The organism is Arthrobacter sp. AL05, assembly GCF_029960715.1.
Lineage (GTDB): Bacteria > Actinomycetota > Actinomycetes > Actinomycetales > Micrococcaceae > Arthrobacter.
In genome coordinates this window covers 503,073-516,800 of record NZ_JASBRC010000001.1, presented here as the reverse complement: position 1 = coordinate 516,800, position 13,728 = coordinate 503,073, and the positions used below count along the sequence as shown (strand labels likewise).

The following is a 13,728-nucleotide window of genomic DNA, read 5'->3' as shown; positions in this document are numbered from 1 at the left end:
TATGTGGTTCCCAACCAACAAACCCGTTGCGTGAGGAACAAAAACACAACAACACAACAACACCACAGTTGTAACCACAGATTTCCCACCACCACGCCCAGGCGCGGAACGGTGCGGACACAAAGTTACGGCGGTCATAGCGTGGGGGAAACGCCCGGTCCCATTCCGAACCCGGAAGCTAAGACCCACAGCGCCGATGGTACTGCACCCGGGAGGGTGTGGGAGAGTAGGTCACCGCCGGAACATCATTAAACGGTCGAGGACCCCCAACCACGTTGGGGGTCCTCCCGCATTTAACACCCCACCCAAAAACACCCCCACCGGAAACCCCACCCGGCTCAGCCGGGAAACCGCCGCCCATCAATCCACGCCAAGAGCTCGACGGCGTGGGCCGTCCGCTGTTGGCGAAATCGGGGTCGGAAAGGCCCTGATTCCGGGTTTTTTCCTCAAAAAAGGCCGAAAACACGCGGAATTTGCCGCCTCCACCGCGGCAAGCTGGTAAGTTTTCGAACAGTGGCTTGTGCGCATGCCGTGTGCAGGCTCCAAAAATCATGACCGTCCAGGAGGACATAAATGGCTAAGAACCGTAGTGAACTTGTTGCAGAGGTAGCAGGCAAGGCCGGCACCAGCCAGGCAGCCGTCAACTCCGTGCTGGATGCATTGTTCGAGGTCTTCGAGACCTCTGTCGCCGCCGGCGAGAAGATCACCATCCCGGGCTGGCTTGCAGTTGAGCGCACCGACCGTGCCGCTCGCACCGGCCGCAACCCGCAGACGGGCGAGACCATCCAGATCGCCGCGGGCCACAGCGTCAAGCTGACCGCCGGCTCCAAGCTGAAGGCTGCGGTTTCCAAGAAGAAGTAGCTTTCCATAAAGGCTTAAAAGGAGCGGTGACCCATTGGGTCGCCGCTCCTTTTTCCTTGGGGCCCGGCTCCGGCGGCCATACCGAGGCGGCTGGGACGGCGCTCGATTCGGTGAGCAGGCGGGGCGTAGCGGACAATGGAGCTGTGCCTTCCGCAGCAAAACCCCGCCCCGCCGCCGCCGCTCCTGCCCCTACGGGGGGAGCGCGAAGTGCTGTTGCGGGCCCTGCAGCTGTCTCCAGGGGTTGGCTGTACGCCGGACTCGCCGCGTTGTTCCTCGGCCTTGTGGCGGCCCTGCTGTTCTCCGGCGCCGCTGCAGCGCGGTCGGTCTCCGACCCGGGCGCCATGGTGCGCTGGGGCCTGCCGGTCAGCAAGGCAGTGCATAACGTCTCGCTTGCCACCGTGATCGGCGGATTGCTGTTCGCCGTCGGCGTCCTGCCGCGGTCCTTCGCCGGGTCCCGTTCCAAGGCACCGGACGCCCCGGAGCATCCGGCCTTCAGCCGCGCGCTGGCTGTCGCCGCCGCCGCGGGGGCCCTCTGGACATTGTCAGCGGTTGCCGTGCTCGTAATGAGCTACTCGGACATCGCCGGCCAACCGATCTCCGGTGATCCGGAATTCACCCGCTCTTTGGTCTACTTTATGACGGACATCGAAACCGGCCGCGCCTGGCTGGCCGTTGTCATCATCGCAGCCGTGGTCACCACTGCGCTCTTCGGCGTCCGCTCGATGGGAGGACTGGCGGCAACCCTGGTTCTCTCGCTGGTCGGGCTCGTCCCATCGGCGCTGATCGGCCACTCCGCCAGTTCGGCTGATCATGAAGGTGCTATTAACTCGCTCGGGCTGCATCTGGTTGGGGTCTCGGCCTGGGTGGGGGGCATCATCACCCTGGCCTTGCTCTCCGGCGTGCTGGGCGGCACAACGGCGGAGCGGGCGGCCGGTGGCCGCCGGGACATCACCGAGCCGACGCTCAGGCGCTTCTCCGCACTGGCGGGCTTCGCCTTCATCATGGTCTTCGCCTCCGGGGTGATCAACGCCAGCATCCGCCTCACGTCCTGGAACAATCTCCTCGGTTCTTCCTATGGGCAGTTGATCCTGGCCAAGGCAGCGGCCACCCTGGTCCTTGGCGGCATCGGACTAATGCACCGGCGGTGGGTGATCCCGCAGCTCGGTAGCCACGCCGGCGGCCTGTCCGCCCGTCGTGTGCTCTGGCAGCTTGTGGTGGCTGAGCTGCTGATCATGGGCGCGACATCGGGCATCGCCGTCGCGCTTGGCCGATCGGCACCGCCGCAAGATCCGGCCCTGTTGCCGGCCGCCTCGCCGGCCTTCATTCTGTCCGGCTACGAACTGCCACCGGAGCTCACCCCGGAGCGCTGGCTGACAGAGTGGCGTCCTGACTGGCTTTGGCTCACTGCGGCGGCCTTTGGCCTCGCCGCCTACATCCTGGGCCTGCGGAAAATCCGCCGGCGTGGGGATTCCTGGTCCTGGTTCCGGGCAGTCAATTGGGTGATCGGGCTTGTGCTCTTGAGCTATGTGACTTCCGGCCCGCCAGCCGTCTACGGCCGGGTAATGTTCTCCGCGCACATGGTGGACCACATGGCACTGACCATGGTGGTTCCCATCTTCCTGGTCCTCGGGGCCCCCATAACGTTGGCACTGCGTGCGCTGACGCCGCGACGGGACAGCTCCCGCGGCCCGCGCGAGTGGCTGCTTATCTTCATCCATTCGAAGTTCTCCCAGCTCGTGACGCATCCGCTGTTCGCCGCCGCCAACTTTGCCGGTTCGATCGTGTTGTTCTACTACTCGGATGCGTTTGGTTACGCGATGCGCGACCACGTGGGTCACGAGCTGATGAACCTGCATTTCGCCCTCACCGGCTACATCTTTGTGCTGACCATGCTCGGAACCGACCCGTTGCCCCGGCGTGCGCCCTACCCGATGCGGCTGCTGCTGCTGCTGGCCACGATGGGTTTTCACGCTTTCTTCGGTGTAGCGATCATGGGCGGTACCGGGCTGCTGGCCGCGGACTACTTCGGCAACCTGGGCCGGGCCTGGGGCCCTTCAGCGCTGCTGGACCAGCAGATGGGCGGCGCGGTGGCCTGGGGCATCGGCGAGGTGCCCACCTTGCTGGTGGCGATTGGCGTTGCCGTGATGTGGTCCCGTTCCGACGCGCGCGAGTCGAAGCGCACCGACCGGGCGGCGGACCGGAATAACAACGCCGATCTCACTGCTTACAACGATATGTTTGCCAAGTTGGCCGAGCGCGATGCCCGGCTGGACGAACGCAGCTCAAAGCTGGAAGGACGCTCATGACCGAAACTGTACGCACCCACCTCCGGGTCCGGGCCTCCGAACTGGTGGGCCGCAACTGGCTCAACACCGGCGGCAAGTCACTGGACCTGGAATCCCTGCGCGGCAAAATCGTGCTGCTGGACTTCTGGACCTTCTGCTGCATCAACTGCCTGCACGTACTTGACGAACTCCGCCCGCTGGAACAGCGGTACTCCGATGTCCTCGTCACCGTCGGGGTGCATTCTCCCAAGTTCGAGCACGAGGCGGATCCGGTGGCCTTGGCGGCTGCCGTCGAACGTTATGAGATCAGCCACCCGGTCCTCGATGATCCAGAGTTGGACACTTGGAAGGCCTACACGGCCCGGGCCTGGCCCACCCTGGTGGTCATTGACCCAGAGGGTTACATCGTGGCGCACCTCTCCGGTGAAGGCCACGCGGATGGTCTCGCCGTTCTGATTCCGGAGCTGATTGCCGAGCACGAAGCCAAGGGCACGCTGCACCGGGGCGACGGGCCCTATGTGGCGCCGGAGCCGACGTCGGACACCCTGAGGTTTCCGGGCAAGGCCCTGTACCTTCCCGCTGGCCGTGGCGCCGGAGATGCTACGGAAGCAGGTTCCTGGCTCGTCACCGACACCGGGCACCACCGCCTGGTAGAACTCTCCACTGACTTCCAGACTGTGCTTGCCACCTACGGGTCCGGCGAGAAGGGCCATGCCGACGGTAACGCCGCTGCAGCCCGCTTCAACGAACCGCAGGGTCTGGTGCTGCTCCCGGCGGATGCCGCGGCGGCGGCAGGGTACGACGTCGTTATCGCCGATTCCGTGAACCACCGCCTGCGCGGGCTGTCCCTGGCCGACGGAGCCGTCAGCACCTTGGCCGGCAACGGCGTGCAGCGGCTGCTGGAGACCGGACCGGCCCGGGTGGATGAGGAAGGCGCCGCCTATGGCGCCCGGCTCGAGGCGGATCCGCTGCGCGTTTCGCTCAGCTCGCCCTGGGACGTTGTCTGGTCCAGCAAACTCAACGCCGTGGTGGTCGCCATGGCCGGGGTGCACCAGATCTTCAGCTTCGACCCGCGCTCCGGCGCCGTGTCCATCATCGCCGGAAATGGCCTCGAGGGACTCCTTGACGGCCCGGCGGCGGAAGCATGGTTCGCCCAGTCCTCAGGCCTCGCCGAGGACACCGAGGGCAACATCTGGGTGGCGGACTCGGAAACCTCAGCGCTGCGTAAGCTCATAGTCGGCGACGGCGGCGCCATCACCGTCGAGTCGGCCATCGGCAAGGGCCTGTTCGACTTCGGCTTCCGCGACGGGCAGGCCGCCGAGGCCCGGCTGCAGCACCCGCTGGGTGTGACGGTACTGCCGGACGGCTCGGTAGCCATCGCAGACACCTACAACGGTGCGGTCCGCCGCTATGACCCGGTCGCGGGCACCGTCTCCACCCTGGCGCGTGGGCTCTCGGAACCCTCTGACGTGATTGTGGACCACACCCAGGTGGCCGGCGCCGAGCCGCTCCTGGTAGTGGTGGAAGCGAACAAGCACCAACTGGTTTATGTTCCCATCCCCAAGGAAGCGCAACAGGTGGACGAGGGCGCAGCCCAGACCCAGCGGCCCAAGAGCCCGGTGGCGCCCGGGCAGCTTGAGCTCACCGTCCGCTTCACAGCCCCCACCGGCCAGAAACTGGACCACCGCTGGGGCGACCCCACCCAGTTGAAGATCTCCTCCACCCCGCCGGAACTGCTGGTGGCCGGCGGGGGGACTTCGGTGGGCCTGATGCGCACCCTGGAACTAGCCTCCGACGTTCCGGAAGGTGTCCTGCATATTACCGCCCGCGCCGCTGCCTGCGACGGACCCGAGGAAGCTGACGGGGAGATCCCGGACCACGCCGCCTGCCACCTTTACCAGCAGGACTGGGGCATCCCGGTGCTGCTGCGGGCCGACGGCGACACCGAACTGGTGCTGGACCTGCGCGGGATGGACTGAAGTCCTGGCTGGTGCCGCCGGACGGAATGTGCCCGGCCCTCCGTGCAGGGTGCGGGCGTCCGGGACCAGGATGCGGCGGTCTTCGCGGTCTGACCCGTGCTAGTAGCTCAGCAGCGGTGTGACCTTGACCGAGTCGGCGTCCACGTCCAGGCGGGTGGTGAAGCTGAAGTCGTGGACGGCGTTCAGTTCGGTGGTTGCCCCGCTAAACAGGTCCACCTGCCGGGCCGTGATCCGCGCCGTGCCGTTCAGTGGGGCAACCACCCAGCGTCCGCCGAACGGTTCGATGCTGATGGTGGGGTATTCGGTGATACTCCAGTCGATCGTGCCGGGAACCACCTGGTTGAAGGTGGTGTGGTAGAACGGACAGTCCGGCTGGAGCTTCTGCTCTTTGTCCGCAGTGTCGGCGCACGTGTCCAGGAACTCCTTTACCTTGGCGTCCACCGCCTGCTTCAGCCCGTCGGTGGCTTCGGTCAGCAGATTCAGCGGAGCGGCGGGGACATCGCGGCCGGAGAGTGTGGCTTTGGTCGGTGCGGCGGAGAAGTACTCACCGGAGAGGGACGCCTCGTACTCGCCCGGGTAAAAAGCCGCGAAGGAATTCCTGCCGCTGGGCATGTTCACCGGAACCCCGTTGAGGATCGCCTCGCTGGAGTTGACCACTGTGACGTTCAAGACCGGCAGCGCAGCGGGAACAATAGCCCACTTGTGGAAGAACAACCACTCGGTTCCCGAGCGTTCCAGCAGGAATTCGGTCCGCAGTTGGCTGCCGTCAATCGTGTAGTCAATCGGGACCATCACCTGGTTGCCGCCGCGGTCCTCGGCCGCGCCGTACTTCACGCCGCTGATCCGGGCCGCGGCCGTTTGGAGCGCGGTGCCGTCCAGCATGGCCGCGTTGCTCTGCGGAACGGAAGCATGCAGTAAGCCGAGGGCCTTCCCGCCCTCGCCGTTCTGCAGGGCAGCCAGATACTCCCGGACAGGTTGCTGCGGGCTTGCCAGGGATCCGTTGACCAGATTGACCGTCACGATGCCCCCGGCCACGGCAAGCATCAGGCCCAGCAGCCACCCGGCTGCGATCCTGACCAACGCCTGACTCATTTGCACTTACCATACGTTACCTGCACCCTGCAGGAATTCCCTTGTCGTTAGGGACGCGCCCGGCCCGCACGGATCGCGTGAGCTGGGGACGCCGTCCCGCCGGACCTTAGCGGCGGCGCTTCGGGGCGGTACCGAAGACGCCGCGCAGCAGTTCGCGGCCGAGCTGGGTTCCCAGCGAGCGTGCCATGCTTTTCAGCCCGCCGCCAAGGGCGCCACCCAGGACACCGGAAAGGTCGCCGGCTCTGCCGCCGTCCGCCGCCGGGCTGCGCTGGGACTGCCGGGGCGACTCGCGTGGTTCGGGCGCCGCGGCGGGCCGGCTGCTGGGACGGCCCAGGATTTCCTCCTCGATCCGCCGGGCTTCGGCGTCGACGTCGGTGGTGGCGGCACCGGCGGGAGCCGGGGCGGCGGGTCCCGTATCCGGCGAGGCTTTCCCGGAGATCTTTTCATAGGCGGAGACATTGTCGACGGCGGTGCCGTACTTGGCCAGCAATGCGGAGCCGGCCACGGTGCTGGCGATCAACGCGTCGGCGCTGGGACCCATCACCGATTCCGGCGCGCGCAGCCGGGTGAGTGCGACCGGCGTCGGGGCACCATTCTCGTTCATCACGGTAACGACCGCCTCGCCGATCCCGGCGGAAGTAAGGGTTTCCGCCAGATCGTAATCGCTCACCGGGAAGGTGGAGACGGTGGCTTTGAGCGCCTTCGCGTCCTCGGGCGTATAGGCCCGGAGGGCATGCTGCACCCGGTTCGCGAGCTGCCCCAGGACGTCGGCGGGAACATCCTTGGGAGTCTGGGTCACGAAGAAGATGCCAACACCCTTGGACCGGATCAGTCGTACGGTGGTGGTGATCGCAGCCAGGAACGCCTTCGAGGCGCCGTTGAAGAGCAGGTGGGCTTCGTCCAGGAAGAACACAAGCTTGGGCTTGTCCAGGTCGCCGGCCTCGGGCAGGTCCTCAAACAGATCGGCCAGCAGCCACATCAGGAACGTCGAGAACAGCATCGGTTTGGTCTGCAGGGTGGGCAGCTCCAGACAGGTGATCACGCCGCGCCCGTCCGGGGCGGTGCGCAAAAGTTCTGCGGTGTCGAACTCGGGTTCGCCGAAGAACTTCTCCATACCCTGCGCCTCAAGGGTGATCAGCTCGCGCAGGATAACGCCGGCGGTCGACTTCGAAAGCCCGCCGAGTTCCTCAAGTTCGTCCTTGCCCTCCGCGGACGTGAGGAACTGGATGACCGCGCGAAGGTCCTTGAGGTCGATCAGTTCGAGCTGGTTCTTGTCCGCGAAGTGAAAGACCAGCTGCAGGCTCGATTCCTGCGTTTCGTTGAGCTCCATAACGCGGGAAAGCAGGACGGGCCCAAAGGAGGTGATAGTGGCGCGGACCGGGATCCCGGTGCCGTCCCCGCCCAGGGCCAGGAACTCCACCGGGAACGTTTTGCCGGACCAGGGCTGCCCGATCCCCGCCGTGCGCGTGATGAGTTTCTCACTGCCGGTGGCGGCTGTAGCCAGCCCGGAGAGATCCCCCTTGATGTCCGCCAGGAACACCGGGACCCCGGCGGTGGAAAGCTGTTCCGCCATCATGTGCAAGGTCACGGTCTTACCCGTGCCCGTTGCCCCGGCCACCAGTCCGTGGCGGTTCATCATGGACAACGGGAGCCGGACAGGAGCGTCCTTGTGGACCTCGCCGTCGACGATCGCGGCACCCAGCTCAATTGTGGGCCCCTGAAGGGTGTAGCCCTGCTGGATGGTGGCGACTTTGTCTGCGGTGGATTTGATGGCCATGCGGACAGCTTAGCCGGGTCCGGCGGCCCGGACCCGGCTTCAGCGGATGTTGTTTTTATGCTGCTATTCGGCGAGGGCCTTGAGAACTTCCTTCGCCACAGCCTCGCTGGACTGCGGGTTCTGGCCGCTGATCAGGTTGCCGTCGCGCACAACGTGGGAGCTCCAGGCAGCCGCCGTTTCGACGATGGCGCCTTTGTCCTTCAGCTCGTCCTCCACGAACCACGGCGTGTTGGGGCCGGTGCCGCCGTTGAGTTCCTCTTCGTTCGTGAACACGGTGAGGCGGCGGCCGGCGAAAGCAAACGCCCCGGCGTCGTCCGTGGCGCTCAACAGGCCGGCCGGGCCGTGGCAGAACGGTGCGATGACTTTGCCGGCGGCGTTCGCCGCAACCAGGAGCTTGCCAAGGTCCTTGTCCTCGTAAAGGTCGGTCATCGGGCCATGGCCGCCGGGCATAATGACCGCGTCGTAGCCGGCGATGCTGACGTCGGCAAGCACCAGCGGCGCGGACAGCTCAGCGTCGATCGTGGCGATGTAGTCGCGGAATCCGTTCGCCCGTTCCTCGCCGCCGGCGGCCTCGGGTGCGAGGCTGACCTGGTCAACAGTGGGCTTGGCGCCGCCCGGGGTGGCGAGGTGGACGGTGTGCCCGGCGTCGAGCAGGGTCTGATGCGAAACGACCAGTTCCTCAGCCCAATAGCCGGTGGGGTGTTCGCTCCCGTCGCGCATGGTGAGGGAATCGGCGGCGGATACGACCATCAGGATGTTAGCCATGTCAGGCTCCTGTTCTGCCGGCCACGGGGCCGGCGTTGATATTGGGGACTTAGTGGGCGGCTTGGAGCTCGGCGTAGGTGGCGTCGTCCAGGACAACCCCGGCAGCGGCCAGGTTCTCTTCGAGGTGTTTGACCGAACCGGTTCCGGGGATCGGCATCATCACTGGGGAGCGGCGCAGCAGCCAGGCGAGGGCCACCTGCGAAGTGGTGGCGCCCAGCCGCTTGGCAGCCTCATCCAGCGGGCCGCCGGGCTGAGCAAGTTCGCCCGCGGAGATCGGCGCCCAGGGGATGAATCCGATCCCGTTCTCCTCGGCGTAGTTCAGCACGTCCTCGGAGCTGCGGTCGGTCAGGTTGTAGCGGTTCTGCACGGTGGAAACGGTGAAGTACTTACCGGCTGCTTCGAGCTCTGCGACGCTGACCTGGGACAGGCCCAAGGCCTTCACCTTGCCCTCGTTTTGCAGGTCACGAAGCACAGCGAACTGCTCCTCCGGGTCTACCTTGGGGTCGATCCGGTGCAGCTGGAGCAGATCCAGGGCGTCGACCTTCAGTTTTCTCAGGCTCAGTTCGGTCTGCTGGCGCAGGTATTCGGCCCGGCCCAGCGGCACCCACTCGTGCGGGCCGGTACGGGTGAACCCGACCTTGGTGGCGATCCTCAACCCCGCCTTGTACGGGTGCAGTGCCTCGGCCAGGATTTCCTCGCTGATATTGGGCCCGTACGAATCAGCGGTGTCAATGAAGTCGACACCGAGCTCAACCGCACGGCGGACGACGGCGATGGCGGCGTTGCGGTCGGCTGGCTCGCCCCAGACGCCGTCCCCAACAATCCTCATGGCGCCGAATCCCAGCCGATGGACGGTGCCCAGGTCCTTGAGCGCGATCGTGGCGGATGTTTGCGGATGCTGTGAGTTGTTATGGCTCATAGGGGCGGCAACTCCCTGAGCCAGCTGAGTATTCCGGACGCGTCGCAGTGCCGGAGTTCGGCTCCGGCGGACGGGACTGCAACTATCCCCCTCCTTGAGCCTCAGCCCGGAAAGAGCATGGGGGACGCCACAGCTGGCACAGAAATATCCCGGGGCCCGGCGTCGTTGTCCACAGTGTGCCCGCACCGGGATCCGGTGCGGCTACTGAGAATTCCCCGCTACGAAAGGCCGGCTTTTCCGTGACTGTTCCGCTTTCCATCCTTGACCTGGCAACCATCGGTAAGGGCCAGACGGCGGCCGAGAGCCTGGCGGGCAGCGTGGCCATGGCGCAACTCGCCGAGAAGCTGGGGTACCGGCGCGTCTGGTACGCCGAGCACCACAACATGTCGGCCATCGCCTCGTCGGCCACCAGTGTGCTGATCGCCCACGTTGCCGCGCACACCGAAAGTATCCGCCTCGGCGCCGGCGGGGTGATGTTGCCAAACCACTCACCGCTGACTATCGCCGAGCAGTTCGGCACCCTCGAGACCCTGCACCCTGGACGGATCGACCTTGGCTTGGGCCGTGCGCCCGGCAGCGACCAGAATACGCTTCGTGCCCTGCGCCGCGACCCGATGTCTTCGGACAGCTTCCCCCAGGACGTGCTGGAACTCCAGGGCTACCTGACCGGCCCCACCCGCATCCAGGGCGTGGAAGCCACCCCGGGCAAGGGCACCAACGTCCCCCTGTACATCCTGGGATCCTCCCTGTTCGGCGCCAAGCTCGCTGCGCAGCTGGGCCTGCCCTACGCCTTCGCCTCGCATTTTGCGCCGAACGCGCTGCGGGACGCCGTAGCCATCTACCGCCGCGACTTCCAGCCCTCCGCGCAGCTGGACGCCCCGCACGTGATTGCCGGCGTCAACGTGATCGCGGCGGATTCCGCAGCCGAGGCGCAGCAGAACTTCCAAGCGACCAAACGCGCCAGGGTCTCACTGTTCTTCGGCAACGGCCGCGAATTCAGCGACGACGAGGCGGACATGGTCCTGGAGTCGCCGCAGGGCCAGCACATCGCCCAGATGATGAAGTACTCGGCCGTGGGCACCCCCGACGCCGTGTTGGAATACCTGGACGGATTCGCCGCGCATGCCGACGCCGACGAGCTGATCGTCGCGCACCAGAGCAATGCCACCGATTCCCGGCTGCGTTCGGTACAGCTTCTGGCCGACGTCGCAGGACTCGTGCGGGTCTAGGCTCCGGCGTCCAGCCACCGTCGGCGTCCGATGCGGGTCCCGGCGGTTGCGGAATTTACATAACTGCAACCGCCGGGACACCCGAGGGAAACGGGGTGCAGCGAATACTGGGAGTACGCCCGGCAGCGGGCGCACTCAAGGCAGGCATGGGGGACTAACCAAAGGACTCCGCACATGCCCACTCCGCTCAACCAGTCCCTGGCGGACTCTGCCCTCCTGACGAAGTCCCTGCCGCTGGGCCTGCTCCGGGCCTTCGTCCAGACCAACGCCGCCGACGACGGGCTGACGCCACAACTCCTGGCGGAACTTAAGATCCTGGCCCGCACCCCGGCGCTGCTGGTGGCGTGCAACTACGGCGGGACCCTGTGCGCGGCGGAAGGCATTTCCACCGAGACCCTGCCGCTGGGCAGCGCGGCGATTGCCCTCCGTGCGCTGGCGGCGCTCCCCAACACCCATGCCGCCGTCATCTCGGGGCGTTCCCTGCGCGACCTGGCCGCAGTCTCCCGGCTCCCGGCCGAGGTCCACCTGGTCGGCTCGCACGGTGCCGAGTTCGACATGGGTTATGCCCACGGCCTGTCCCTGGCCACCGAATCCGTGTTGCAGCAAGCCAGCCAGGCCCTTGCCGAAACTGTGGGCGCCTACCGGGGAATCACCATCGAACGGAAACCCGTCGCAGTGTCGGTGCACACCCGCCCGGCCGCTGCCGACGTCGTTGCACTCGCCACCGCGCAAGCGCAGGTGATAGCCCGCGCGCATGGGCTGGCCCTGATTGTGGACGGTTCGGTGCTGGACCTTTCCGTGGTGGAACCGGCCAAGGCAGGCGCCCTGGAACAGTTGCGCTCCATGCTCGGCGTCAGCGCAGCCCTCTACGCGGGAGACGCTGCGAGCGATGAGCTGGCAATGGCGACGTTGCGCGGGCCGGACATGGCGCTGCGGGTGGGGGCGGGACCCACCCTGGCGCCGCATCGGCTTCCGGACCCCGAGTCCTTCGCCCGGGTGCTGGCCATCCTCTTTGAACTGCGGCGGGCCTGGCTCTTCGGAGAGGACGCCGTCGGACTGGAGCGGCACTCCATGATCGGCAACGGCTCGTCCACTGCCCTTATCACCCCGGATGCCAAGATCTGCTGGATGACCCACCCGCTGCCGGATTCCGGATCGCTCTTTGCGCATCTGCTCGGCGGTGACGCTGCCGGCCACTTTTCGGTCGAACCGGTCAAGGCCTCGCAGGTCCTGGGGCAGCGCTATGTGGACAGCACGATGATCGTGGAAACCCGCTGGGCCGACGTGACAGTCACCGACTACCTGGAACCGGCGCCGGAGGGTGTCACCAGCCTGGTCCGGGTGCTTTCCGGAACGGGGACTGCGCGGATTGTCTTTGCGCCCCGTCCGGACTACGCCAACGCGCACTTCAGCATGGAGGCCCGTGGATCAGAGCTGCACGTGGTGGGGACCGCCGACCCGATGATCCTGCTTGCCCCAGGTGCCAGCTTCAGGATCACCTCCGACGGCCGCCACGCCACCGCGACTGCAGAGGTTGAGTTGCGGCACGGTCCGGTGGTGCTGAACCTGCGCTGCGGCGACACGGAACTCCACCGCGCGGCGCCGCCCGAGGAAAACTCCCGCCGTGCCGCCGTCGCGCATCATTCCCGGCGTTGGGTGCAGGCGCTGCAGTTGCCCGCGGTGAAACCGTCCCTGGTCCGCAGGTCCGCCCTGGTGCTCCGGGCCCTGGTGCACGAGCCCACCGGTGCGGTGCTGGCGGCGCCCACCACCTCCCTGCCGGAGGGGATCGGCGGCACGCGGAACTGGGACTACCGGTACTGCTGGCTGCGGGACGGCTCGATGACTGTTAATGCGCTGGTGGACCTCGGCTCGACGTCGGAGGCTGAGGGGTTCCTCGCCTGGCTGGGCCGGATCCTTGCCCACTCTCCGGGCCCGGAGTGGCTGCACCCGCTGTATTCGGTTACCGGGGCTCCGCTGTCAACCGAGGCTATTATCGAGAGCCTGCCCGGTTACGCGGGCTCCCGGCCGGTGCGGATCGGCAATGCCGCCGACCATCAGGTGCAGCTTGACGTCTTCGGGCCGATCGCCGAGCTCATCGATGCCCTGAGCGCGCGGCAGGGGGAACTGGCCGAGGCCCATTGGGAGCTGATGGTCCAGATGGCGGCTGCCGTCCTAACCCGCTGGCAGGAGGCGGACCACGGAATCTGGGAAGCCCGGCGGGCGCCCCGGCACCACATATATACCAAGGTGATGTGCTGGGTGGCTCTGGACCGGGCGCTGCGCACCGCCGCGCGGCACGGACGGACGCCGCTGCCGCAGTGGGCCCCCACTGCGGCTCTCATTCGGGACGAAGTCCTGCGCGAGGGCTGGGATGAGAGCGCCGCGTCCTACACGGTGGCCTATGACAGCCCGGATCTGGACGCTGCGGTGCTGCACATTGGGCTCTCCGGCCTCCTGGACGTCGCCGACCAGCGCTTTCTGGACACCGTCACAGCGGTGGAACGGGAGCTGCGGGTGGGCCCCACGGTGTTCCGCTACCGCTACGACGACGGGCTGCCCGGACTGGAGGGCGGCTTCCACATCTGCACCACCTGGCTCATTGAGGCGTACGTGGCGGTTGGGCGCATCGAGGAGGCATGGGACCTGTTCGACCAGCTGGTCAATCTGTTTGGGCCGACCGGGCTGCTGCCGGAGGAGTACGACCCGGGCACCGAAACGCACTTGGGAAACCATCCGCAGGCGTACTCGCACCTGGGTTTCATCCGGTGCGCCCGTCTGCTGGACGCGCTGCCGAAGAACTAGGTTCCGGACCCCGACATCC

9 protein-coding genes and 1 rRNA gene are annotated in these 13,728 nt (G+C 66.6%); 6 read left to right on the top strand and 4 right to left on the bottom strand.

The window, feature by feature from the left end:
* The first annotated feature begins 126 nt into the window (after positions 1-126).
* From rrf to QK287_RS02395, 4 genes are all read left to right on the top strand, one after another.
* Positions 127-243 (top strand): 5S ribosomal RNA (rrf, locus tag QK287_RS02410).
* Positions 244-573: 330 nt separating this feature from the next.
* Entirely contained in the window at positions 574-861 is a 288-nt protein-coding gene (locus tag QK287_RS02405) for an HU family DNA-binding protein (RefSeq protein ID WP_024367639.1), read from the top strand.
* Between the two features lie 245 nt (positions 862-1,106).
* Positions 1,107-3,167, top strand: a complete 2,061-nt coding sequence (locus QK287_RS02400) for a cytochrome c oxidase assembly protein (RefSeq protein ID WP_226775494.1) — start codon at positions 1,107-1,109, stop codon at positions 3,165-3,167.
* Positions 3,164-5,125 carry an NHL domain-containing thioredoxin family protein gene (locus QK287_RS02395; protein ID WP_282359018.1) on the top strand — a complete coding sequence of 654 codons (1,962 nt, stop codon included), beginning with the start codon at positions 3,164-3,166 and terminating at the stop codon, positions 5,123-5,125. Before QK287_RS02400 ends, QK287_RS02395 begins: the two co-directional genes overlap by 4 nt.
* A 99-nt stretch (positions 5,126-5,224) precedes the next feature.
* On the opposite strand, the gene QK287_RS02390 is transcribed toward QK287_RS02395, so the two are convergent.
* From QK287_RS02390 to QK287_RS02375, 4 genes are all read right to left on the bottom strand, one after another.
* On the bottom strand, positions 5,225-6,217 hold the full coding sequence (locus tag QK287_RS02390; RefSeq protein ID WP_282359017.1) for a hypothetical protein: 993 nt from the start codon (positions 6,215-6,217) through the stop codon (positions 5,225-5,227).
* A 106-nt stretch (positions 6,218-6,323) separates the two neighbouring features.
* Positions 6,324-7,994, bottom strand: a complete 1,671-nt coding sequence (locus tag QK287_RS02385) for a helicase HerA-like domain-containing protein (RefSeq protein ID WP_282359016.1) — start codon at positions 7,992-7,994, stop codon at positions 6,324-6,326.
* Positions 7,995-8,057: 63 nt separating this feature from the next.
* Entirely contained in the window at positions 8,058-8,759 is a 702-nt protein-coding gene (locus QK287_RS02380; protein ID WP_282359015.1) for a type 1 glutamine amidotransferase domain-containing protein, read from the bottom strand.
* A 49-nt stretch (positions 8,760-8,808) separates the two neighbouring features.
* Positions 8,809-9,678 (bottom strand): aldo/keto reductase, encoded by an 870-nt coding sequence (locus QK287_RS02375; RefSeq protein ID WP_282359014.1) that lies wholly within the window; start codon positions 9,676-9,678, stop codon positions 8,809-8,811.
* A gap of 239 nt (positions 9,679-9,917) precedes the next feature.
* Here QK287_RS02375 and QK287_RS02370 point away from each other — a divergent pair, with 239 nt between their 5' ends.
* Entirely contained in the window at positions 9,918-10,907 is a 990-nt protein-coding gene (locus QK287_RS02370) for an LLM class flavin-dependent oxidoreductase (RefSeq protein WP_226775200.1), read from the top strand.
* Positions 10,908-11,081: 174 nt separating this feature from the next.
* On the top strand, positions 11,082-13,709 hold the full coding sequence (locus QK287_RS02365) for a trehalase-like domain-containing protein (protein WP_282359013.1): 2,628 nt from the start codon (positions 11,082-11,084) through the stop codon (positions 13,707-13,709).
* Positions 13,710-13,728: the final 19 nt, after the last annotated feature.

Coding starts and splice junctions, on each gene's coding strand:
- QK287_RS02405 (WP_024367639.1), top strand. CDS start 574: ATGGCTAAGAACCGTAGTGAACTTGTTGCAGAGGTAGCAGGCAAGGCC.
- QK287_RS02395 (WP_282359018.1), top strand. CDS start 3,164: ATGACCGAAACTGTACGCACCCACCTCCGGGTCCGGGCCTCCGAACTG.
- QK287_RS02390 (WP_282359017.1), bottom strand. CDS start 6,217: ATGAGTCAGGCGTTGGTCAGGATCGCAGCCGGGTGGCTGCTGGGCCTG.
- QK287_RS02385 (WP_282359016.1), bottom strand. CDS start 7,994: ATGGCCATCAAATCCACCGCAGACAAAGTCGCCACCATCCAGCAGGGC.
- QK287_RS02380 (WP_282359015.1), bottom strand. CDS start 8,759: ATGGCTAACATCCTGATGGTCGTATCCGCCGCCGATTCCCTCACCATG.
- QK287_RS02375 (WP_282359014.1), bottom strand. CDS start 9,678: ATGAGCCATAACAACTCACAGCATCCGCAAACATCCGCCACGATCGCG.
- QK287_RS02365 (WP_282359013.1), top strand. CDS start 11,082: ATGCCCACTCCGCTCAACCAGTCCCTGGCGGACTCTGCCCTCCTGACG.